20 protein-coding genes and 1 pseudogene are annotated in these 22,789 nt (G+C 70.1%); 9 read left to right on the top strand and 12 right to left on the bottom strand.

Annotation, left to right across the window (positions count from 1 at the left end):
• The first annotated feature begins 8 nt into the window (after positions 1-8).
• Positions 9-1,493, top strand: coding sequence for an AlkA N-terminal domain-containing protein (locus O3Q52_RS09750; RefSeq protein ID WP_269648418.1), 1,485 nt, complete (start codon positions 9-11; stop codon positions 1,491-1,493).
• 19 nt (positions 1,494-1,512) lie between these two features.
• Positions 1,513-2,004 (top strand): methylated-DNA--[protein]-cysteine S-methyltransferase, encoded by a 492-nt coding sequence (locus tag O3Q52_RS09745; protein ID WP_269648417.1) that lies wholly within the window; start codon positions 1,513-1,515, stop codon positions 2,002-2,004.
• A 45-nt stretch (positions 2,005-2,049) separates the two neighbouring features.
• Here O3Q52_RS09745 and O3Q52_RS09740 read toward each other — a convergent pair whose 3' ends face one another.
• The 3 genes from O3Q52_RS09740 to O3Q52_RS09730 all read right to left on the bottom strand — a co-directional run bounded on the left by O3Q52_RS09740 (position 2,050) and on the right by O3Q52_RS09730 (position 4,557).
• Positions 2,050-2,775: a Sir2 family NAD-dependent protein deacetylase gene (locus O3Q52_RS09740; RefSeq protein ID WP_269648416.1), complete on the bottom strand. Its 726-nt coding sequence runs from the start codon at positions 2,773-2,775 to the stop codon at positions 2,050-2,052.
• Positions 2,776-2,890: 115 nt separating this feature from the next.
• Positions 2,891-3,382, bottom strand: a complete 492-nt coding sequence (locus tag O3Q52_RS09735) for an NUDIX hydrolase (RefSeq protein WP_269648415.1) — start codon at positions 3,380-3,382, stop codon at positions 2,891-2,893.
• Between the two features lie 80 nt (positions 3,383-3,462).
• Entirely contained in the window at positions 3,463-4,557 is a 1,095-nt protein-coding gene (locus O3Q52_RS09730; protein WP_269648414.1) for an ADP-ribosylglycohydrolase family protein, read from the bottom strand.
• A 139-nt stretch (positions 4,558-4,696) separates the two neighbouring features.
• On the opposite strand from O3Q52_RS09730, the gene O3Q52_RS09725 reads away from it, so the two are divergent.
• Together O3Q52_RS09725 and O3Q52_RS09720 are read left to right on the top strand one after the other, a co-directional pair.
• Complete coding sequence (locus O3Q52_RS09725) at positions 4,697-4,951, top strand: hypothetical protein (protein WP_269648413.1); 255 nt, start codon at positions 4,697-4,699, stop codon at positions 4,949-4,951.
• A 121-nt stretch (positions 4,952-5,072) separates the two neighbouring features.
• Positions 5,073-6,239: a glycerate kinase gene (locus O3Q52_RS09720; protein ID WP_269648412.1), complete on the top strand. Its 1,167-nt coding sequence runs from the start codon at positions 5,073-5,075 to the stop codon at positions 6,237-6,239.
• 270 nt (positions 6,240-6,509) lie between these two features.
• On the opposite strand, the gene O3Q52_RS09715 is transcribed toward O3Q52_RS09720, so the two are convergent.
• Entirely contained in the window at positions 6,510-7,706 is a 1,197-nt protein-coding gene (locus O3Q52_RS09715; RefSeq protein ID WP_269648411.1) for a CdaR family transcriptional regulator, read from the bottom strand.
• Between the two features lie 180 nt (positions 7,707-7,886).
• On the opposite strand from O3Q52_RS09715, the gene O3Q52_RS09710 reads away from it, so the two are divergent.
• The 5 genes from O3Q52_RS09710 (at position 7,887) to O3Q52_RS09690 (ending at position 12,897) form a co-directional block, all read left to right on the top strand.
• Positions 7,887-8,702: an ABC transporter ATP-binding protein gene (locus O3Q52_RS09710; protein WP_269648410.1), complete on the top strand. Its 816-nt coding sequence runs from the start codon at positions 7,887-7,889 to the stop codon at positions 8,700-8,702.
• Positions 8,703-8,875: 173 nt separating this feature from the next.
• On the top strand, positions 8,876-9,655 hold the full coding sequence (locus O3Q52_RS09705) for an ABC transporter ATP-binding protein (RefSeq protein ID WP_269648427.1): 780 nt from the start codon (positions 8,876-8,878) through the stop codon (positions 9,653-9,655).
• Positions 9,652-10,542 (top strand): branched-chain amino acid ABC transporter permease, encoded by an 891-nt coding sequence (locus O3Q52_RS09700; protein ID WP_269648409.1) that lies wholly within the window; start codon positions 9,652-9,654, stop codon positions 10,540-10,542. Before O3Q52_RS09705 ends, O3Q52_RS09700 begins: the two co-directional genes overlap by 4 nt.
• The gene (locus O3Q52_RS09695; protein ID WP_269648408.1) at positions 10,535-11,632 is read left to right on the top strand and encodes a branched-chain amino acid ABC transporter permease; all 1,098 of its coding nucleotides are present in this window, start codon (positions 10,535-10,537) and stop codon (positions 11,630-11,632) included. Before O3Q52_RS09700 ends, O3Q52_RS09695 begins: the two co-directional genes overlap by 8 nt.
• A complete protein-coding gene (locus tag O3Q52_RS09690; RefSeq protein WP_269648407.1) occupies positions 11,629-12,897 on the top strand; it encodes an ABC transporter substrate-binding protein in 1,269 nt (422 codons plus the stop codon). The genes O3Q52_RS09695 and O3Q52_RS09690 overlap by 4 nt, the downstream gene beginning before the upstream one ends.
• A 178-nt stretch (positions 12,898-13,075) precedes the next feature.
• Here the strand turns inward: O3Q52_RS09690 and pssA are convergent, their stop codons facing one another.
• The 8 genes and pseudogenes from pssA to O3Q52_RS09650 all read right to left on the bottom strand — a co-directional run bounded on the left by pssA (position 13,076) and on the right by O3Q52_RS09650 (position 22,358).
• A complete protein-coding gene (pssA, locus tag O3Q52_RS09685) occupies positions 13,076-13,894 on the bottom strand; it encodes a CDP-diacylglycerol--serine O-phosphatidyltransferase (protein WP_269648426.1) in 819 nt (272 codons plus the stop codon).
• Positions 13,895-13,916: 22 nt separating this feature from the next.
• Entirely contained in the window at positions 13,917-14,573 is a 657-nt protein-coding gene (locus O3Q52_RS09680) for a phosphatidylserine decarboxylase (RefSeq protein WP_269648406.1), read from the bottom strand.
• Between the two features lie 170 nt (positions 14,574-14,743).
• Complete coding sequence (locus O3Q52_RS09675) at positions 14,744-15,949, bottom strand: acyl-CoA dehydrogenase family protein (protein ID WP_055612051.1); 1,206 nt, start codon at positions 15,947-15,949, stop codon at positions 14,744-14,746.
• A gap of 2 nt (positions 15,950-15,951) precedes the next feature.
• Positions 15,952-16,464: a MaoC family dehydratase gene (locus O3Q52_RS09670; RefSeq protein WP_019071295.1), complete on the bottom strand. Its 513-nt coding sequence runs from the start codon at positions 16,462-16,464 to the stop codon at positions 15,952-15,954.
• A gap of 5 nt (positions 16,465-16,469) precedes the next feature.
• Positions 16,470-17,489 carry a CoA ester lyase gene (locus tag O3Q52_RS09665; RefSeq protein ID WP_269648405.1) on the bottom strand — a complete coding sequence of 340 codons (1,020 nt, stop codon included), beginning with the start codon at positions 17,487-17,489 and terminating at the stop codon, positions 16,470-16,472.
• Between the two features lie 14 nt (positions 17,490-17,503).
• A pseudogene (locus O3Q52_RS09660) lies at positions 17,504-19,723 on the bottom strand (protein meaA); the annotation flags it as partial.
• Positions 19,724-19,732: 9 nt separating this feature from the next.
• Positions 19,733-21,070: a crotonyl-CoA carboxylase/reductase gene (gene ccrA, locus O3Q52_RS09655; protein WP_190227166.1), complete on the bottom strand. Its 1,338-nt coding sequence runs from the start codon at positions 21,068-21,070 to the stop codon at positions 19,733-19,735.
• A gap of 472 nt (positions 21,071-21,542) precedes the next feature.
• Positions 21,543-22,358, bottom strand: a complete 816-nt coding sequence (locus tag O3Q52_RS09650) for a TetR family transcriptional regulator (protein ID WP_269648425.1) — start codon at positions 22,356-22,358, stop codon at positions 21,543-21,545.
• Positions 22,359-22,789 lie beyond the last annotated feature (431 nt).

The following is a 22,789-nucleotide window of genomic DNA, read 5'->3' as shown; positions in this document are numbered from 1 at the left end:
AGAACGGGATGCACACCGACACCGAGCGCTGCGTACGCGCCGTCCAGTCGAAGGACGCCCGCTTCGACGGGTGGTTCTTCACTGCGGTGCTGACCACGCGGATCTACTGCCGACCGAGTTGCCCCGTCGTGCCGCCGAAGCCGGAGAACATGACGTTCTACCCGAGCGCCGCCGCCTGCCAGCAGGCCGGGTTCCGGGCCTGCAAGCGGTGCCGCCCCGATACGAGCCCCGGCTCGCCCGAGTGGAACCAGCGCGCGGACCTCGTGGCCCGCGCGATGCGGCTCATCAGCGACGGGATCGTGGACCGCGACGGCGTGCCGGGCCTGGCGACGCGGCTCGGCTACAGCACCCGGCAGATCGAACGGCAGCTCCTCGCCGAGCTGGGCGCCGGACCGCTCGCCCTCGCCCGTGCCCAGCGCGCCCAGACGGCACGGCTGCTCATCGAGACGACCCCGCTCCCGATGGCCGACATCGCCTTCGCGGCGGGCTTCTCCTCCATCCGCACCTTCAACGACACGGTCCGCGAGGTCTTCGCCCTCTCACCGAGCGAGCTGCGCACCCGGGTGCCGAAGAACCGGGCCAGCTACGCCAACTCATCAGGCACACCAGGGGTGTTGAGCCTCCGCCTGCCCTTCAGGTCCCCGCTCAACCCCGACAACCTCTTCGGCCACCTCGCCGCCACCGCCGTACCCGGCGTGGAGGAGTGGCGCGACGGCGCGTACCGGCGCACCCTGCGGCTGCCCTACGGCCAGGGCGTCGTCGCGCTCACCCCGACGGCAGACCACATCGGCTGCCGGCTCACCCTCGGCGACATGCGCGACCTGACCGTCGCCATCAGCCGCTGCCGCCGCATGCTCGACCTCGACGCCGACCCGGTCGCGGTCGACGACCAACTGCGCGCGGACCCACTGCTGGCCCCGCTCGTCGACAAGGCGCCGGGCCGCCGGGTGCCGCGTACGGTCGACGAGGCCGAGTTCGCCGTACGGGCCGTGCTGGGCCAGCAGGTCTCCACGGCCGCGGCCCGTACGCACGCGGCCCGTCTGGTCGCGGCGCACGGCGAGGCGGTCGACGACCCCGAAGGCGGGCTCACGCATCTCTTCCCGTCCGCGGAGTCGCTGGCGGCCCTCGACCCCGAGGCACTCGCCATGCCGGCCACCCGCCGGGCCACCCTCACCACCCTCGTCCACCAACTGGCCGACGGAACGCTCCACTTGGGCGTGGAGAGCGACTGGGCGGAGAGCAGGGCCCGGCTGCTCGCACTGCCCGGTTTCGGGCCGTGGACCGTAGAGGTCATCGCCATGCGCGCCCTCGGCGACCCCGACGCCTTCCTGCCCACCGACCTCGGAGTCCGGCGCGCTGCCCAGGAGTTGGGCCTGCCGTCCACCCCGGCCGCGCTCACGGCGCGCGCCGCGGACTGGCGGCCCTGGCGCGCGTACGCCGTCCAGTACCTGTGGGCGACCGACAGCCACCCGATCAACTTCCTTCCCGCATGACTCCGGCCCGAGGACTTCAGTGAAACAGCACACCGTGATCGACAGCCCCTACGGCCCGCTCACCCTCGTCGCCACCGACGGCGTCCTGTCCGGCCTCTACATGACCGACCAGCGCCACCGCCCGCCCGAGGAGACCTTCGGCGAACCGGACGACACACCCTTCACCGAGGTGATCGACGAGCTACGGGCCTATTTCGCGGGCGAGTTGAAGGAGTTCACCGTCGAACTCCACCTGGACGGAACCCCGTTCCAGCGCTCCGTCTGGGAACGGCTCCGGAAGATCCCGTACGGCGAGACCCGTTCGTACGGCGAACTCGCCGACGCCCTCGGCAACCCGAACGCGTCCCGCGCGGTCGGCCTCGCCAACGGCAAGAACCCGCTCGGCATCATCGTGCCCTGTCACCGGGTCGTCGGCGCCAACGGCAGCCTGACCGGCTACGGCGGCGGCCTGGAACGCAAGCGGCAACTGCTGGACTTCGAACGGGGGGAGGCGGACACCGCACTGTTCTGAGTGGGGTGACTGCCCCCGTTCCCCGTTCCCCGTTCCGCGAGCCGATCAGTCGGCCAGGCCCCGCAGCAGCTGGGGCAGGGCCGTGCCGATCGGCTCCCGGATGACCTCGTCGGCGCGATCGTCGTACGGGGTCGGCTCGGCGTTGACGATGACGAGCCGTGCGTCGTGGTCGGCGGCGATTCCGGCGAGGCCGGCGGCGGGCTGGACCTGGAGGCTGGTGCCGACGGCGATGAACACCTGGCAGGCCTTGGTGATCGCGACCGCCTCGCCGAGCACCACCGGGTCGAGCCGCTCGCCGAACATGACGGTCGCCGACTTCAGGATCCCGCCGCAAGCCAGGCACGGTGGGTCCTCCTCCCCGGCCTCGACCCGGGCGAGGGCGTCCTCCATCGGCCCCCGCGCATGGCACTTCGTACACACGAAACTCCGTGCGCTGCCGTGCAGTTCGAGCACCTTGCGCGCGGGCATCCCGGCCAGCTGGTGCAGCCCGTCCACGTTCTGCGTGATCACCCTGACCGGCACCCCGGCCCGTTCCAGTTCGGCCACGGCCAGATGCGCGGCGTTCGGCTCCGCCTGCAGCGTGCGGTTCTTCCGCCGCATCTGCCAGGACCGGCGCCGGATCTCCGGATCACCCATGTAGTACTCGTACATCACGAGCTTCTGCGCCTCGGGATCCCGCTGCCACAGCCCGTTGGGGCCGCGGTAGTCCGGGATCCCGGAGTCGGTGGACACACCTGCGCCACTGAGCAGGGCGACGAGCGGCTTGTTCATGGGCCGAGGGTAGGTCGCGTGCGCATGCGGAGCGAGCGGATATCGGGCGCCTGCACAGTACGCGTCGCGCCGGTCACCGGGGCATGTGGGCGGCGGAGGTGAGGAATCCGGAGACTCAGGCCACGGGACGCCCGTTTTCCAGTTCCGCCGTCCCCGCGCCCGTCGCGAGCACGTCCAGTGAGGCGCGTACCCGGCCGCCCAGGGAACCCGAGATGTGCTCGGGGAGGTCCTCGGGGGCCACGAGGCGCCAGGACAGGAGTTCCTCCTCCTGGAGCCGGATCGCCTTGAACTGGTCCTCCGACAGGACGCCTCCGTCGTACAGGTACGCCACGATCGGCGGTCGCGTCGTGGCGGGCACCCAGTCGACGGCGAGCAGTCGGCCGATCTCCAGGTCCAGGCCGATCTCCTCCAGCGTCTCGCGGTGGGCGCCCTGCCGCGGGGTCTCGCCGTCGTCGGACTCGACGGTTCCGCCGGGCAGCGCCCAGCCGTCGCGGTAGTTGGGCTCGACGAGCAGCACACGGCCCTCGGCGTCACGGAGGAGCGCGGCGGCGCCGACGAGGACCCGGGGGAGTCCCGCGATGTACGTGGCGTAGTCAGGAGTCGTCATTGGGGCAGCGTAACGAGGCAGGACCGGCGCCCGGGCAAGATCACCCGGGAGTAATCCTTAAGTGGTCACCGCCCCGGCGGTCAGCGCGTCACGGCCCCGGCGGACAGCTCGGCACTCACCGCCAACCGCACGGTCCGCTCCGCCAGTTCACTGATCCGTACGCCGTCGAAGCCGAACACCGCGCTGTGCACGGTGTCCTCCAGCGGGACCGTCCACTGCGGGGGAATCGCGGCGGCTCCGCCGAGCACACCGGCGACGGAACCCGCGGTCGCGCCGTTCGAGTCGGTGTCCAGGCCGCCGCGGACCGTGAGCGCGATGGAGCGGGTGAAGTCGCCCTCGCCGTACAGGAGTCCGGCCGTCAGGACGGCGGCGTTCGGGACCGTGTGGATCCAGCCGAGGCCCGCCGTCTCCTCCGCCAACGTGTCGAGCGTGGCCTCCCAGCCCAGCCCGGTCTCGTGGAGCGTCATCACCCGGCGGACGGTACGCGCCAGGCGGCTGCTCGCCGGGATCACCGTGAGCGCGGTGTCCAGGGCGTCCCGCACGTTCGGCGCGGTGAACGCGGCGGCCACCAGGGCGGCCGCCCACATCGCCCCGTACACACCGTTCCCGGTATGGGACAGGACCGCGTCCCGGCGGGCCAGCGAGGCCGCGCGGCGGGGCAGGCCCGGATTGGTCCAGCCATGGATGTCGGCGCGGATGAGGGCGCCGATCCACTCCTGGTACGGGTTGTCGTAGGTCGCCGTCAACGGCGGCTTCAGCCCGTTCGCGAGGTTCCGGTACGCCGCGCGCTCCGCCGTGAACGTCTGCAGATACGGCAGCCGCAGCAGCCACAGGTTGCCCACCTGCTCCGTACTGAAGCCGAAACCGTGCGTCTCCAGGAGGTGCAGACCGAGGATCGCGTAGTCCACGTCGTCGTCCCGGCAGCTGCCGTGGATCCGGCCGCGTACGCACCTGCGCCACTCAGGCCGCAGCACGAACTCCTCGCTCGGGCCGGCCGGCTCCGGCAGGTAGTCGGTGAGCGGCAGGGCGCCGGCCTGCCGCAGGTAGCGGTCGATGCGGTCCCGCGTCCAGTGATCACCCCGCTCCACCGGCTTGCCGAGCATGTTGCCCGCGATCCGGCCGAGCCAGCCGCCGAGGACACGGTCCGCGAGATCGTCAACGCCCACAGGGGTCATACACCCGGTGTACCGAATTCCCGCCGGTCCTGCCCGCTGTACGTAAATCCGGCAGTGCACCACATGAGAGGCTCGTCGGGTTTTAGTCGTATTGCGGTTGGGGGCCCGTGATCCGGGGCCCCCGAGAACTGGGAGACCCATGAAGTCGATGAGCCGTACGACCGTCCTGGCGGCCGGTGCCGCCGCCGCGGTCGTCGCCGTCCTGTCCGTCACCGGCGCGGCGCCCGCGGAGGCGGCCCCCGCCGAGCCTCTGGTGAACACCGGGGACGTCGGGGTGCGGACCGGGGACGTCGACGCCCTGGAGGACGTGCTGGAGCACATCAGCGTCCCGTTCGGGGGCAGCGGGACGCTGACGCATCAGCTGTACGACTCCCGCGGCACCGACGCCGGCTGACCCGCGGCCGCTGTCCGGGACGTGAGAACCGCCCTGGGCAGCGGCCCCCTCCTCCGGTTAGGGTCGCAGCGGCGCGACTGCCTTGACGTGTGCAAGGCCCGAAGAGCAAGGGGAATGCAAGGTGGCGGACGCTGCAGTGAATCGGAGCCGGGGCCGGAACCAGCGGGTACTCATCGCCGCGGACAAGTTCAAGGGCTCGCTCACAGCCGTGCAGGTGGCCGAGCGCGTGACGGCCGGACTGCGCAGGGTCGCGCCGCGGGCCGAGGTCGAGGCGCTGCCGGTCGCCGACGGCGGCGACGGCACGGTCGACGCGGCCGTCGCCGCCGGGTTCGAGCGGCGTGAGGTACGGGTCGCCGGGCCGCTCGGTCACGAGATCACCGCCGCGTTCGCGCTGCGCGACGACACCGCCGTCGTGGAGATGGCCGAGGCCAGTGGCCTGCAGCGGCTGCCCGCCGGGTCCTTCGCGCCGCTCACGTCGTCCACGTACGGGTCAGGGGAGCTGCTCCGGGCCGCGCTGGACGCCGGGGCGCGCACGATCGTGTTCGGCGTCGGCGGCAGCGCCACCACGGACGGCGGGGCCGGGATGCTGGCCGCGCTCGGGGCGCGCTTCCTAGACGAGGACGGCGAGCCGGTGCCGCCCGGCGGCGGCTCCCTGGGACGGCTCGCCACCGCGGACCTGTCCGGCCTGGACCCCCGCCTCTCCTCCGTCGACGTCGTCCTCGCCAGTGACGTGGACAATCCGCTGACCGGGCCCAAGGGGGCGCCGGCGGTGTACGGGCCCCAGAAGGGGGCCTCGCCCGACGATGTGGCGGTGCTGGACGCGGGGCTCGCGCACTTCGCCGCGGTACTGGAGAAGGCGATCGGGTCGAAGGCGGCGGAGTACGCGGTCGCGCCCGGGGCCGGGGCGGCGGGCGGTATCGGGTACGGGGCCCTTGTGGGCCTCGGCGCCAGCTTCCGCCCGGGCATCGAGGTCATGCTCGACGTCCTTGGGTTCGCCTCTGCCCTCGAACGGGCGACGCTCGTCATCACGGGTGAGGGCTCCCTGGACGAGCAGACCCTCCACGGGAAGGCTCCCGCCGGGGTCGCGGCCGCCGCCCGGGCCGCCGACAAGGAGGTCATCGCCGTGTGCGGCCGCCTCGCCCTCCCGCCGGAGGCCCTCGGCCGGGCCGGTATCCGTCGCGCCTACCCCCTCACGGACATCGAGCCCGACATCTCCCGCTGCATCGCCGAAGCGGGTCCGATCCTGGAAACCGTGGGCGAACGTATCGCCGAGGACTTCCTGATCTGACGCCCGCTCTTTTTCTTCGCCCCGCCGCCCCTACCCTCCCCCACTCTCGGCTTCGCTCGAGCGGGGGGACCTCCATCGTCCTTCTGGGGCTCCGCCCCAGACCCCGTGGGGTGTGTTGTCGGGCGCGGGTGCGTTGTGGCTGATCGCGCAGTTCCCCGCGCCCCTAAAAACCTGGGGGCGAGGGGAACTGCGCAGTCTTTTGGGGGTTCGGGGGCGGTGCCCCTGAGCAAGTGACGGGATTGGGTAGGGGCGGCGGGGGCGAGGAAACCCCTAGCTCAACCGATACGCATCCAACGCCAACGTCATCTCAATCAAATCCCGGGGCCGAGCCAAAGACCGGGACGTCAGCTGTTCCAACCGCCGCAAGCGGTTGAAGACCGTGTTCCGGTGGCAGTACAGACGCCCGGCCGCCCGCCCCGCAGACCCCTCGCACGCGAGCCACACATCCAGCGTCTCCAACAACACCGCCCGATCCGCCGGTTCGAGTTCGAGCAGTGACCCGAAGACGTCGGACACGAGCCGCCCCGCCAACTCGGGCTGGCTCACGACGAGAGCGGTCGGCATGCGCTGATCGAGCCGCACGACGGCTGTCGCGTCGGGCGGGCACGTACGAAGGGCAAGCTCGGCCAGCCGCCGAGCCCGCCCGAGCTCGGCAAGCCCGGCGACGACGGGACTGATCCCGCCGGGCCCCGAACAGCGGCCGTCCAACGCGCGCGCGACCCCGTCGAGCCCCTGCCCGTCAGCAAGGGCCACCACCCCGACCTCACAGTCGGCCCGCATCCGCCAGATGAACCGGAACCCGTCCCCCTCCACCGGCCGCCGATACGACTCCCGTTCCCGTCGCTCGGAGCGCAGTACGACCACGGCATACGGCCCCCGCTCGGGAAGATCGAGCCCGGCGGCGGCCCGAGCCGCGAGCCCGGGCGCCTCCTGCCCTTCGAGGAGCGCGTCGAGCAGCGCCTGAAGCCGCTCGTCGGTACGCCGCCGAAGCTCCATCTCGGTCGCCCGGTACGCCTCGGTGGCCACGGCGGCCTGCGCGTCCACGGCGGACCACACCATGGTCGCCGAACGCATCAGCACCACGAGCCGCGCCGGCTCCTGCCCGGCGGCTGCACCCTCCTCCATCAACGCGTCCCACACCAGGTACCCCGCGGCGCGATACGCGTGCACGAGCAGCTCCAGCGGCAACCCCTGCTGGGCCCGCCGCCGCCCCGCCTCCTCCGCGTACTCCAGGTCGCGGCGGGGCGAGTCCCGGGGCGCGGAGATCGTCTGGATCCCGATCCGCATCGCCTCCTCGGCCTCCCGCCACTGCTGGTCGTACGGCAGGAACTCCCCGTAGACGGAGGAGTGTTCGGCAAGCTGCCGCATGTGCTCGTCGACGAGCTCGGGCAGCCGTTCCAGCAGCGCTGTACAGGACTCGGTGAGCAGCTTCCAGTCATGACCGGTACGCCTTCTGCGGGCTCCCATGGCCGGAGGATGTCACCGGTGGGCCGCCCCGCACAGGCCCCTGACACGCGGTGTTGTGCGCGCGCACAACGCACGGCCGCGCCCGCTGGTCACCCGCAGCGATTCGCCCGCACCCCGTGGACGGACGCCCCCGCCGGTGCTGTGGTGAGCGCCACACGGGGCGAGAACAGGGGGAGTCAGATGGGTGGTTCGGGTGGTTCCGGGCTGGTCGTTCACGACCTGTCGGTCGGATACGGGCCCGTACGCGCACTGCGCCAGGTGTCCCTGGAGGTGCCCGAGGGCGCCGTGGTCACCGTCCTCGGCGGCAACGGCGCGGGCAAGTCGACCCTGCTCCGGGCGGTCTGCCGGACGCTGTCCTTCCACGGCGGCGCGGTCACCGGCGGCACGGTGAGCCTGAACGGCCGCCGACTCGACGGGCTGTCGCCGGACCGCGTCGTCGCCGCCGGAGTGTCCCAAATACCGGAAGGGAGGCGGGTGTTCGCCCGGATGACCGTCGCCGACAACCTCCGCGCCGGGGCACTGGGAGCCACCGGCGGCCGGGCCGACCGGGCCGCCGCCCTGCGCCGCGTCCACGAACTGTTCCCCGTCCTCGCCGAGCGCGCCCAGCAGCGCGCCGGCCTGCTGTCGGGCGGAGAACAGCAGATGCTCGCGGTCGGCCGAGGCCTGATGGCCACCCCGCGCATCCTGCTCCTCGACGAGCCGTCCCTCGGACTCGCCCCGCTGATGGCCGAGCGGATCGCCGACACCGTGCGGGAGATCAACGCCCAGGGCACCTCGATCCTGCTCGTCGAACAGAACGCCGCCCTGGCCCTGCGGCTCGCCTCCCGCGCGTACGTCCTCGAAGTCGGCGAAGTCACCCTGTCGGGGGCGGCGGACGAACTGGCCGCCTCCGACGAGGTGCGCCGCCGCTATCTGGGTGTCGTCGACGAGGACGCGGCGGCCGACGCCGAGCGGGCCCGCACCACGCATCCGGCCCTGACCCGCTGGAAGGGGTGAACACCGACATGCCGAGCGACGCCATGCCCAGCGACGGCTCACCGGGCGACGACGAGCCGGACCCCGCCCGGCCGGACGGCCGACGGGACCCCACAACCAGACCGGACCCCACCCGGTCGGACCCCACCCGGCCGGACTCCCCACCGCCGGAGCCCACTTCGCCGACCCCCGACGTGCCGCCGCTCCACGTAAGGGAGCTGACCGTCCGGTTCGCGGGCCTCACCGCCCTGGACGCCGTCGACTTCACCGTGCGCCCCGGCACCGTGCACGCCCTCATCGGCCCCAACGGAGCCGGAAAGTCCACCTGTTTCAACGTCCTGTCCGGGGTCTACCGCGCCACCGCCGGCAGCGTCCTCTTCGGCGAGCACGAACTGACCGGCATGCCTCCGCACCGCATCGCCGGTCTGGGCGTCGCCCGCATCTTCCAGAACCTCGCGCTGCCCCCGCTCGCCACGGTCGAGGACAGCCTGCTCCTCGGACGCCACCGGCTCACCCGAACCGGCTTCCTGTCAGCGGGACTTCGCCTCCCGGCGGCGGCCCGCGAGGAGCGCCGGCACCGTGAACGCGTACGCGAGATCGCCGAGTTCGTCGGCATAACGCCCTACCTCGGCCGCCCGGCGGGCTCCCTCCCGTACGGGCAGCAGAAGCTCGCCGAACTCGCCCGTGCCCTCTGCATGGAGCCGCGCCTGCTGCTCCTGGACGAGCCGGTCGCGGGCATGACCGCCGACGAGCGCCGCCGAACCTCCGCCGTGATCGCGGGAGTTCGCGACAGCCTCGGCATCTCGATCGTCCTGGTGGAACACGACATGGGGGTGGTGATGCGGCTCGCTGACGCGGTGACCGTACTCGACTTCGGGCGCCTGATCGCGGACGGCGCCCCCGCCGACGTACAGAACGACCCGGCGGTCGTACGCGCCTACCTGGGAGAGCGCCCCGAGGGAGCCGCCTCGTGAGCACCTTCGCCGAACTCCTCCTCAACGGGGTGTCGATGGGGTCGGTCTACGCCCTCATCGCCCTCGGCTTCGTGGTCATCTTCCGGGCCACCGAGGTCGTCAACTTCGCCCATGCGTCACTGCTGTTGGCGGGCGGGTACGTCACCGCGACCCTCCACGACGACATCGGCTTCTGGCCCGCGCTGCTGGTCGGGATCGCCGGGGCCGCGGTGGTCGGCGCGGCCGTGGAGTTCCTGGTGATGCGCCGCTACCGGGGGTCCGACCACAGCGTCCTCGCCATCGTCACGATCGGCGTCGACATCCTGCTCACCACCGAACTGACCCGCCGCATCGGCACGGACGTCCTGCCCCTCGGCGACCCGTGGGGCGATGCCGTGCTCACCCTCGGGCCCATCTCCCTGGCCCATACGCGCATCGCCGCCTTCGTGGCCGCGGCCCTGCTCATCACCGTGTTCCTGCTCGCGTTCCGCTACACCTCCTGGGGCGTCGCGATGCGGGCCGCCGCCGAGAGCCCGGAGACGGCCGCGCTGATGGGCGTACGGCTCGGCAGGGTGTCGCTCGGGGCCTGGGCCGTGGCCGGCGGACTGGCGGCCGTGGCCGCGCTGTTCCTGACCGTCTTCCCGACCCCAGGACTGGAGAGAGCCACCTCGCTCGCCGCCCTCAAGGCGTTCCCCGCCGCGATCCTCGGCGGCCTCGACTCCACGACGGGCGCGCTCGTCGGCGGTCTGCTCGTGGGCGTCACCGAGTCCCTGGCCGCCGGCTACCAGAGCGAACTGACCTTCCTGGGCCGGGGATTGGGCGACCTCGCCCCCTACCTCGTGATGACGGTGATCCTGCTCATCCGGCCCGCCGGGCTGTTCGGCACGAAGGAGCTCGCCCGTGTCTGAGGCCCTCGTGAGACCGCTGCGATCCGCCGCCCGCACCCGCACGTACGTCTGGGCCGCCGGAGCCGTCCTCCTGCTCGCCCTGCCCTTCTACCTGGACCGGTTCTGGCTCCAGGCCGGGCTGTTCGCGATGGCCGCCGCGATCGGGGCGATCGGCATCAACCTCCTCACCGGCTCCACGGGCCAGCTCTCCATGGGACACGCGTTCTTCCTCGCGGTCGGCGCGTACGGCTACTGCGTGTTCGCCGCGGACGGCGGTGACGGGCTGACCGGCCTCGGACTGCCGACCTGGCTCGCGGCCGTCCTCGCCGTCCTGGTCGCGGGCCTGGCGGGCGGCCTCTTCAGCCCCATCGCGGGACGGCTGCGCGGCGCCTACCTGGGCATCGCGACACTCGCGCTGATCTTCATCGGCCAGCACGTGCTGTTCAACGCCCGCGACCTCACCGGCGGCTTCAACGGCCGCGACGTACCGCCCCTGAGCCTTTTCGGGCTGACCTTCGACGACCGTGAACTCGTCGTCGCCGCCGTGCCGTTCGGCTCGGCGGAGAAGCTCTGGTACGCGGGACTCGTCCTCCTCCTCGGCTGCGCGCTCTTCGCGCGCGGGGTGCTGCGCGGCCGCCCCGGACGCGCCATGAACGCGATCCGGGACCACCGCATAGCCGCCGGGGTCATCGGCGTGCCCGTCGCCCGCTACCGGGCGGCCGTCTTCGTCCTGTCCTCGATGTACGCGGGCCTCGCGGGCGTCCTGCTCGCCCTGGTCTTCCAGCGGACGGTGCCGGACTACTTCGGCATCACGCTGTCGCTCGAATACCTCGCCATGATCGTCATCGGCGGGCTCGGTTCGGTCTCCGGGGCGGTGGTCGGGGCCGTGTTCGTCTCCCTGCTGCCGCAGCTGCTGACCCGCTACAGCGATGCGCTGCCCCTGGTCTCCGCCCCCGGTACGGGCGGGATCGCACCGGGCGAGGCATCCCGGTACCTCTACGGCGCCGCCGTCGTCGCGGTGGTGCTCTTCCTGCCCGGCGGCCTGGTCAGGGTGGCCGCCGGGCGTCGTGTCAGGACCGGTCCACGGTCCATCCCAGGGGAGGAACGATGAGGACGACTTACGCGGCCCAGGTGACCGCAGGCGCGCTCGCCGCGCTGCTCGTGCTGGCCGGGTGCAGCTCCAAGGCCAAGGACGACGACAAGGACAAGGGGACGGCCGCCGCGGGAGAGGTGAAGACCGGCGACGGCATCTCCGGCAAGACCATCACGCTCGGCGTCCTCACCGACATGACCGGCGTGTACGCGACCCTCGGCAAGAGCGTCACCCAGGCCCAGCAGCTCTATGTGAAGCAGCTGAACGCCGACGGCGGTGTCTGCGGCTACAAGGTCGAGCTCACCGTCCGTGACCACGGCTACGACCCGCAGAAGGCCCTTGCCGGATACACCGAGCTGGAGCCGAAGGTGCTCGGCTTCACGCAGTTCATCGGCTCCCCGTTCGTCGCCTCGGTAAAGCAGCGCATCGACAGCCAGGACAAGGGCCTGGTCCTGCCGCAGGCCTGGTCGGCCACCCTGCTCGGCAGCCCGTACATCCGGGTCATCGGATCCACGTACGACATCGAGACGATCAACGCCGTCGACTTCCTGATGAAGGAGAAGGGCATCAAGAAGGGCGACAAGATCGGGCACGTCTACTTCGAGGGCGACTACGGCGAGAGCGCGCTGGTCGGCTCGAAGCACATCGCGAAGGAGGCCGGTCTGACCGTCGTCGAACAGAAGATCAAGCCGACCGACAACGACATGACCGCACAGGTCGCCGCTCTCAAGAAGGCCGGCGTCAAGGCGGTCGTGATCAGCGCGGGCCCGCGCCAGGCGGCCTCGCTCGTCGGTGTCGCCGCGGCGGGCGGCTTCGACGTCCCGATCATCGGCAACAACTCGGCCTTCGCCCCGCAGCTCCTGGCGACCCAGGCGGGCCCGGCCCTGATGAAGAACTACTACGTGGCCTCGCCCTCGCTGCCCATCGGCGCGGACACCCCGGAGGCCCAGAAGCTGGTCGCCGACTACAAGAAGGCGTACCCGAAGGACTCCCTCGACAACGGAGTCGTCGCCGGCTGGACCGCGGTCTACGCCTTCGGCGAGGCCCTGAAGAAGGCCTGCTCGTCCAAGGACCTGACCCGCGAGGGCGTCGACAAGGCCCTCCTCACCATCAACAACCTCGACACGGGCTTCGGCATCCCCCAGGACTTCACCGACCCGAACGCCCCCTCCTCCAAGCAGAGCGTCATCCTCCAGCCCGACAAGACCGTAACGGGCGGCATGAAGGTGGTCAGGGACCCCGAGGCCTCGGACACAGCGACGGCATACACACCGGCCACCTGAGGCCCGGCTGTTTGGGGGCGCGGGGAACGGCGCAATCTTTTGTCCTTTAGGGGCGCGGGGAACTGCGCGACAAGCCCCCACGCACCCGCACTCACACACGCACCCGAGGTCACCCCACACGAAGGGCCCCGAACCACAGGTTCGGGGCCCTTCGACGTCGTACGCCTACGACAACCCGCTACGGCAGCTGCGCAGCCCTCGCCTCACGCCGGTTGTCGCGAAAATTGTTCACCCTCCGAGCGGTGGCGAAGAGGGGAATCACCGCTCCGGTCACCAACTGCAACGCACACCCGGTCTGGAGCAGAAGCTGCCCACCAGGCGCATCGAACGCCCAGGCCGCCAGCAGCGCCATGCTCGTGACGATCCAGGAGAGCATCGCCACGGCGAGCCGCCCCCGCGGCTTCGGGTACTCGACCCGGCTCACCATCAGCCACGCGGTGCCGATGATCGCCATGAGCGTGGCGACGAACGGCAGCTCCAGCAGCACGATGGAGACGACGGTCAGCGCGCCGAACGGCGAGGGCATGCCCTGGAAGGTGCCGTCCTTGACCGTGACGCAGGAGAATCTGGCGAGCCGGAGCACGACCGCCAGCAGGACCACGATCGCCCCCACCGCCGCCACCCGCTGGTACGCGTCGTCGGCGACCATGCCGTAGACGAGCACGAAGTACGCGGGCGCCAGACCGAAGCTGATCAGGTCGGAGAGGTTGTCCAGCTCCGCGCCCATGGGGGAGGAGCGCAGCTTGCGGGCGACCAGGCCGTCGAACAGGTCGAAGACCGCGGCGCACAGCATCAGGATCACGGCGGTGGCGGCGCTGTTCCGCGCCATGCCCGTCTCCTGGCTGCTCGTGAGGTGCGGGATCAGGATGCCCGTGGTGGTGAAGTACACCGCCATGAAGCCGCACGTGGCGTTACCGAGCGTGAGGGTGTCCGCTATTGAGAGGCGGAGAGAGAGGGGCATCTCCTCCTCGTCGTCCAGCTCATCGGCCTCCGGCACCCAGCCGGCCTGTGTCTCGGGATCAATCACGGTCAATGCGAGTCACCCCCGCCACGGTCTTCTGGCCGACCTCCACGTCGACCTCGACACCCTCGGGGAGGTAGATGTCGACGCGCGACCCGAAGCGGATCAGCCCGATCCGGTCGCCCTGCTCGACCTTCGTGCCCTGAGGGATGTACGGCACGATACGCCGCGCGACCGCACCGGCGATCTGGATCATCTCGATGTCGCCGAGCTCGGTGTCGAAGTGCCAGACAACGCGCTCGTTGTTCTCGCTCTCCTTGTTGAACGCCGGAACGAAACCGCCGGGGATGTGCTCGACGGACGTCACCGTGCCGGAGAGAGGCGCGCGGTTGACGTGGACGTTCAGCGGGCTCATGAAGATCGCGACGCGGGTGCGACCGTCCTTCCACGGCATGATGCTCTGCACCACACCGTCGGCCGGGGAGATGACCCGGCCCGGGGCGATCTCACGCTCGGGGTCGCGGAAGAACCACAGCATGCCCGCCGCCAGCGCGGTGGCGGGCACGGCGACGGCCTTGGCGGCGCCGGACCTGCGCGCGCGTACCAGGCTGAGTGCTGCGGTGGCGACGGTCGGCAGGAGCCACGGCGATGCTCCGCGCGCAATACGTACGCCTGCCAGGCTGTCGCGTGGTGCAGAGGTTTGGCTGTGGGGCATGGATGACCTTCGTAGCGGATGATGCCGCGCTGTAACGGGGGACGGCGGCTTTCCCGGGATCGTACCGGTCGCGGGCCACAACTGGGCAAGCCAGGAAGCCGAGTCGGCGGCTGAAGAGTGCTGACGGGGTGTGATCTTCTTCTCGATGAAAACACCCCGAATCGGTATTTCTAGCCCTGGAACCGATACTCTTCGAGCAGCCTGCGTCCGATGATCATTTTCTGGATCTCGGCGGTACCTTCACCGATGAGCAGCATCGGGGCCTCACGGTAGAGGCGCTCGATCTCGTACTCCTTGGAGAAGCCGTAACCGCCGTGGATCCGGAAGGCGTCTTCGACGACCTCTTTGCAGTACTCGGAGGCGAGGTACTTCGCCATCCCTGCTTCGAGGTCGTTTCGCTCCCCGGAGTCCTTTTTGCGTGCCGCATTCACCATCATCGCATGGGCGGCCTCGACCTTGGTAGCCATCTCGGCCAGCTTGAACTGGATTGCCTGGTGCTGGGCGATCGGTTTGCCGAAAGTGTGACGCTGCTGGGCATAGGAGACGCCCAGTTCGAACGCACGCTGAGCTACACCGCAACCACGCGCCGCCACGTTGACGCGGCCGACCTCGACGCCGTCCATCATTTGGTAAAACCCTCGGCCGGTGGCCCCGCCGAGCACCCGATTGGCCGGAATGCGCAGGCCATCCATGATCAACTCGGTGGTGTCGACCCCCTTGTACCCCATCTTGTCGATCTTCCCGGGGATGGTCAGGCCCGGGCGGACCTCACCGAAGCCGGGCTCCTTCTCCACCAGGAAGGTCGTCATCGACTTGTGGGGCGCCGTGCCCTCGGGGTGGCCTTCGTCACTCTTCACCAGAACGGCCACGAGCGTCGACGTTCCGCCGTTCGTCAGCCACATCTTCTGACCGTTCAGGACATACTCGTCGCCGTCCTTGACCGCCTTCGACGTGATCGCCGAAACGTCCGAGCCGAGTGCCGGTTCCGACATGGAGAACGCGCCGCGCACCTCGCCCGCCGCCATGCGCGGCAGGAAGTACTCCCGCTGCTCCTGCGTGCCGTGCTGCTTGAGCATGTACGCCACGATGAAGTGCGTGTTGATGATGCCGGACACCGACATCCAGCCGCGCGCGATCTCCTCCACGCACAGCGCGTAGGTGAGGAGAGATTCGCCCAGCCCTCCGTACTCCTCGGGGATCATGAGGCCGAAGAGGCCCAACTCCTTGAGCCCGTCGACGATCTGCTGCGGGTACTCGTCGCGGTGCTCCAGCTCGGTCGCGACCGGGATGATCTCCTTGTCCACGAAGTCCCGCACGGTGGACAGGATCTCCTGCTGGATGTCGGTCAGACCGGCGGTCTGGGCGAGTCGCGCCATGGCTACTTCTCCTGCTCCTTGAGCTGGGGCCGGCCGGGCTGTTCGCCGCCGCGCTCCTTGATGTACGTCTCGGTGGGGACCATCACCTTGCGGCGGAACACACAGACCAGCGTGCCGTCCTGCTTGTAGCCCTTGGTCTCGACGTAGACGATTCCACGGTCGTTCTTGGACTTCGACGGGGTCTTGTCGAGGACCGTGGTCTCGCCGTAGATCGTGTCGCCGTGGAAGGTCGGCGCGACGTGCTTCAGCGACTCGATCTCCAGGTTGGCGATCGCCTTGCCCGACACGTCCGGCACGGACATGCCCAGCAGCAGCGAGTAGATGTAGTTGCCGACCACCACGTTCTTGCCGAAGTCCGTCGTGTTCTCGGCGTAGTTGGCGTCCATGTGGAGCGGGTGGTGGTTCATCGTCAGGAGACAGAAGAGGTGGTCGTCGTACTCCGTGACCGTTTTTCCGGGCCAGTGCTTGTAGACCGCGCCGACCTCGAACTCCTCGTAGGTGCGTCCGAACTGCATGGTGCTCAGGCCTCCGGGGCTTCGAACTTGGACGTGCGCTGCATGCCGGCGGCCCGGCCCTTGCCGGAGATGACGAGGGCCATCTTGCGGCTGGCCTCGTCGATCATCTCGTCGCCGAGCATCGCGGAGCCCTTCTTGCCGCCCGCCTCGGACGTGTAGAAGTCGTACGCGTCCAGGATCAGCTCGGCGTGGTCGAAGTCCTCCTGGGAGGGAGAGAAGATCTCGTTGGACGCCTCGACCTGGCCCGGGTGCAGCACCCACTTGCCGTCGAAACCGAGGGCAGCGGCGCGTCCGGCGACCTCGCGGTAGCCGTCGATGTTGCGGATCTGCAGGTAGGGGCCGTCGATCGCCTGGAGGTTGTTGGCGCGGGCGGCCATCAGGATCTTCATCAGGATGTAGTGGTAGGCGTCCGCCGGGTAGCCGGGCGGCTGCTCGCCCACGACCAGCGACTTCATGTTGATCGACGCCATGAAGTCGGCCGGGCCGAAGATGATCGTCTCGACGCGCTGGGAGGCCGTAGCGATCTCGTTGACGTTGTTGAGGCCCTGGGCGTTCTCGATCTGCGCCTCGATGCCGATCTTGCCGACCTCGAAGCCCATCGTCTTCTCGATCTGCGTCAGCAGGAGGTCGAGGGCCACGATCTGCTGGGCGTCCTGAACCTTCGGCAGCATGATGCAGTCGAGGTTCGGGCCCGCGCCCTCGACCACCGTCACGACATCGCGGTACGTCCACTCGGTCGTCCAGTCGTTGACCCGCACGACCCGCGTCTTGCCCGTCCAGTCGCCCTCGTTGAGGAACTTGACGATGGTGTGCCGCGCCTCGGGCTTGGCCAGCGGCGCGCACGCGTCCTCCAGGTCCAGGAAGACCTGGTCGGCCGGGAGGCCCTGCGCCTTCTCCAGGAAGCGGGGGTTGCTCCCCGGTACCGCGAGGCAGGAGCGACGCGGGCGCAGACGATTGGGGAGGTGCGCGGCGAAGCCGCCCGTTGAAAGGGCGGGGGTGGGAGACGGGTGGGCGGGGCTGGTCATGCGGGGACCTCCAGTGGGTCGAGCTTGTTCGCTTTCCGGATCTCGTCGACGATCCGGCCGATGATTCCGGTGATGTCGAAATCCTTCGGAGTGAAGACCGCGGCCACTCCCGCGGCCCGCAGGTCTTCGGCGTCGCCATTCGGGATGATGCCACCGGCGATCACCGGGATGTCTGTGGCACCGGCCACACGCAGGCGTTCCAGCACGTCAGGCACCAGTTGGGCGTGCGAGCCGGAGAGGATGGACAGGCCCACCGCGTGCACGTCCTCGGCGACGGCCGCGGTCACGATCTCCTCGGGCGTGAGCCGGATGCCCTGGTAGACCACCTCGAAGCCGGCGTCACGGGCCCGTACGGCGATCTGCTCGGCGCCGTTGGAGTGCCCGTCCAGGCCCGGCTTGCCCACCAGGAAACGGAGCTTGCCGACGCCCATGTCCTTCGCGGTCAGCTCCACCTTGCGGCGGACCTCCGACATGGCCGAGCCCTCCTCGGCGGTCACCGCGACGGGCGCGGACGAGACACCGGTGGGGGCGCGGAACTCGCCGAACACCTCGCGCAGGGCACCGGCCCACTCGCCGGTCGTGACCCCGGCACGGGCGCACTCGAGGGTGGCCTCCATGAGGTTGGCGTCGGTGACGGCTGCCTCTCGCAGCCGCCCCAACGCCCTGCATCGCCCCGAGTGGTTGAAGGGGGGCTGTTGGCGTCCTCGCTCGTCCGAAGGCGGGCGATTCTGGTCCGTACCTCGGCTAGGTACCACCTCGGGTTCCTGCTTCACAGGCCTCTGCCGATCCCCGAAGGGCGCGGTCTTACACAAGCCTCCACAGGCGTCACTTTCCGCCTGCCCGGCGGTAGGTCCTTCAACACCGTTGTCGGACAAAGCGACTTTATCAGTATTGCGGCGCCATTCGTGCAAGGCCTGCACTACCCGTGCTTCCACCGCCGGGTCGACCGTCATGATCGCGGCGTCCAGATCGGCCGTGAGCGGGTTCGGCTCGGTCGACTCGAAGATGTTGACGCCGACGATCTTCTCGTCACCGGACTCGATACGGGCCCGGCGCTCGGCGTGCGAGGAGACGAGCTGCGACTTCAGATAGCCCGACTCGACGGCCGCCATCGCGCCGCCCATCTCCTGGATCCGGTCGATCTCGGCGAACGAGTCCTCCATCAGCTGGGCGACCTTCGCCTCGATGACGTGCGAGCCCTCGAAGATGTCCGCGTACTCCAGCAGGTCGCTCTCGTACGCGAGCACCTGCTGCATGCGCAGGGACCACTGCTGGTCCCAGGGGCGGGGCAGGCCCAACGCCTCGTTCCAGGCCGGGAGTTGGACGGCACGCGCGCGTGCGTCCTTCGAGAGGGTCACCGCCAGCATCTCCAGCACGATCCGCTGGATGTTGTTCTCCGGCTGGGCCTCGGTCAGACCGAGCGAGTTGACCTGGACCCCGTACCGGAAGCGGCGGTGCTTGGGGTTCTCGATCCCGTACCGCTCGCGCGTGATCCTGTCCCAGATGCGGCCGAACGCCCGCATCTTGCACATCTCCTCGACGAAGCGGACGCCCGCGTTCACGAAGAAGGAGATACGGGCGACCACGTCCCCCTTCTGCTCCTCCGCGATCTGCCCGGACGCGAACACCGCGTCCAGGACGGCGATCGCGGTGGACATCGCGTACGCGATCTCCTGGACCGGGGTGGCTCCCGCCTCCTGCAGGTGGTAGCTGCAGATGTTGATCGGGTTCCACTTGGGGATGTTGTTGACCGTGTAGCAGATCATGTCCGTCGTCAGACGGAGCGAGGGCACCGGCGGGAAGACGTGCGTCCCCCGCGACAGGTACTCCTTCACGATGTCGTTCTGGGTCGTGCCCTGGAGCCTGGTGATGTCGACGCCCTGCTCCTCGGCGACGACCTGGTAGAGCGCCAGCAGCCACATGGCGGTGGCGTTGATGGTCATCGAGGTGTTCATCTGGTCCAGGGGGATGTCCTGGAACAGCCGGCGCATGTCACCGAGGTGCGAGACGGGCACGCCCACCCGGCCGACCTCGCCGCGGGCGAGGATGTGGTCGGGGTCGTAGCCGGTCTGTGTCGGCAGGTCGAACGCGACCGACAGACCCGTCTGACCCTTGGCGAGGTTGCGCCGGTACAGCTCGTTGGACGCCTCGGCCGTGGAGTGACCGGCGTAGGTGCGCATGAGCCACGGCCGGTCCCTTTCGTTCTTCGCCTGCGGCGTCTGGCGCTCAGTCATGGGTGGCCCTCAGATGTTCCGGAAGCGGTTGATGGCGTCGACGTGCTGGGCGCGCTTCTCCTCGTCGCGCACGCCGAGGCCCTCGGTGGGCGCCAGCGCCAGGACTCCGACCTTGCCCTGATGGAGGTTGCGGTGCACGTCGTACGCGGCCTGCCCGGTCTCCTCCAGCGAGTACACCCGGGAGAGCGTCGGGTGGATCTTGCCCTTCGCGATGAGCCGGTTGGCCTCCCAGGCCTCGCGGTAGTTGGCGAAGTGTGAGCCGATGATCCGCTTCAGGGACATCCACAGGTAGCGGTTGTCGTACTCGTGGTTGTAGCCCGAGGTCGAGGCACAGGTGACGATCGTGCCGCCCTTGCGGGTGACGTAGACGGAGGCGCCGAAGGTCTCGCGGCCCGGGTGCTCGAAGACGATGTCGACGTCCTCGCCGCCGGTGAGCTCACGGATGCGCTTGCCGAAGCGCTTCCACTCGCGCGGGTCCTGGTTGTGCTCGTCCTTCCAGAACCTGTAGTCCTCGGCGTTGCGGTCGATGATCGCCTCGGCGCCCATCGCACGGCAGATGTCCGCCTTCTGCGGGCTGCTCACCACGCAGATGGGGTTGGCGCCGCCGGCGAGCGCGAACTGGGTGGCGTACGAGCCGAGTCCGCCGCTGGCGCCCCAGATGAGGACGTTGTCGCCCTGCTTCATGCCGGCGCCGTTGCGGGAGACCAGCTGCCGGTAGGCCGTGGAGTTCACAAGACCGGGGGCGGCGGCCTCCTCCCACGACAGGTGGTCGGGCTTGGGCATCAGCTGGTTGGACTTCACGAGGGCGATCTCGGCGAGGCCGCCGAAGTTGGTCTCGAAGCCCCAGATGCGCTGTTCGGGGTCGAGCATCGTGTCGTTGTGGCCGTCGCTGGACTCCAGCTCGACGGACAGGCAGTGCGCGACGACCTCGTCACCGGGCCGCCAGGCGTTCACGCCCGGACCGGTGCGCAGCACGACGCCCGCCAGGTCGGAGCCGATGATGTGGTACGGCAGGTCGTGGCGCTTGGTGAGGTCGCTGAGCTTGCCGTAGCGCTCCAGGAACCCGAAGGTCGCCATGGGTTCGAAGATCGAGGTCCACACGGAGTTGTAGTTGACCGAGGAGGCCATCACGGCCACCAGGGCCTCGCCGGGGCCGAGTTCCGGCACCGGCACGTCGTCCAGGTGGATCGACTTGCGGGGGTCCTTGTCGCGGGTGGCGAGTCCGGTGAACATCTCCGTCTCGTCCTTGTGCACGGTGATCGCGCGGTACGACTCGGGGAGCGGCAGTGCGGCGAAGTCGGCGGACGTGGCGGTGCGCGACTGAATCGCGTCCAGGATTTCCTTCACGGTGGTGCCTCCGGCGATGAGCGTCTGAGGGGAACGCTGAGGGTTACGTCGGGGTGGTTGCTGCTGGTGTGGGGCAGTGCCGTCGGTTCGGCGGGGGTGGTGCTCGGCAGCGCGTTGTGGCGCGGAAGGTTGCCTGTGACGCAGGCGTCCGGGCGCGCAGACCATTGGTTTGCGGGGACAGCCGGCGTACGAAGGATCTCTGCACGCCGGCCGCCCGGACAACTTCAACGTATGGCACGCCGTGTCACGCCGCAAGGCACGGAGTGCCAGAAGTTGCGCTCAGGTGAAATCTTTACGTAACACGTGAGCGATGATCGATCAGGCTAGGCCAGGAAACGCCTGAATCCGGGCAAAAAGATGCCGGACGCGCTCACATTGAGCTCGTCCGGCGATCAGGCGTTCGGCGAGAACAGCGGCTGAGCCGCGGTTCCGCCGAGTGCTGCTGCGGCCGCCGCGGTTTCGCGGGGTGCTGCTACGGCCGTTCCTTGAGTGCCTGCTCGATCGTGCGCATCACCTGGTCCAGCGGAGCGTCCACGCGGGCCACGGTCACCAGCACCTCGCCCTCCACGGAGGCGGCGGAGGCGGGCACCGAGCGCGGCGCGGTGTCCCGACCGGCCCCGATCCCCGTACCGAAGGTCTTCCGGACGATCGCGAAGGCGTGGTCGAGCTGGCTCTCGACGTCTCCCTGGCCGCCCGCCCGCAGCCAGCGCCGCAGCACGTGGTTGTGGGCCGTGACCACGGCGGACGCGGCGACCTCCGCGAGCAGCGGGTCGTCGTTGGCGTCGTCGTCGTGGGCGTGCTCGTCGAAGTGGCCCAGCAGATAGCGGGTGAACAGCCGCTCGTAGCGGGCCACGGACGCGATCTCCGCCTCCCGCAGGGTCGGTACCTCGCGGGTGAGCTTGTAGCGCGACACCGAGATCTCCGGCCTCGCCGCGTACATCTTCATGACTTCCTTGATGCCCCGGCACACCGTGTCGAGCGGATGCTCGTGCGCCGGCGCCGCGTTGAGCACCGCCTCGGCCCGGATCAACGTGTCGTCGTGGTCCGGGAAGATCGCCTCTTCCTTGGAGCGGAAGTGCCGGAAGAAGGTGCGCCGGGCGACCCCGGCCGCGGCCGCGATCTCGTCGACGGTCGTCGCCTCGTACCCCTTCGTCGCGAACAGCTCCATCGCGGCGGCCGCGAGTTCGCGGCGCATCTTGAGCCGCTGCGCGGCCGCACGGCTGCCCGCGGCACTCTCCGGAGCGTCGGACGTGGCTGGGGTACGGGAGGACTTGGCGGGCTGGGACATGCCCCGAACGTACTGCATGTACGCGGCGGAGCGCTCATGACCGGGTCTTTCCCCGAGCGGGACCGGGACGGGGGCGGCGGCCGGATCGAGCAGCCCGCCCCAGTCGGCGTGTTCGGCGAACAAGTCGCCGGGCCGGCCATCGGCCGAGGGCCCGGCCCCGTTCGCGGACCCGTCCACGACCCCGCCGACCGCCGGCTGCCCTGTCCCGTTCACGGACTCGCCGCCGGACCTCCGCTCGGCCCCCGTCCCTTGCCCGAACCCCGGCCCGGTGCCGGACCCGAGGCCGGCTCCGGCACCGGATCCGACCGCAGGCCCGCCTCCGGGCCGGTCCCAGGGCCCGGAGGCGAGCTCGCCGGGCCGGTCCCCGGGCCCGGCGTCGCGCGGCGGTTCAGCGCCGGGCATATTCGCGGAAGCCGCGGCCCGTCTTGCGG

The sequence above is a fragment of the Streptomyces sp. ActVer genome (assembly GCF_027270795.1).
GTDB lineage: Bacteria > Actinomycetota > Actinomycetes > Streptomycetales > Streptomycetaceae > Streptomyces > Streptomyces umbrinus_A.
This window is presented reverse-complemented; position numbering and strand designations above follow the sequence as displayed.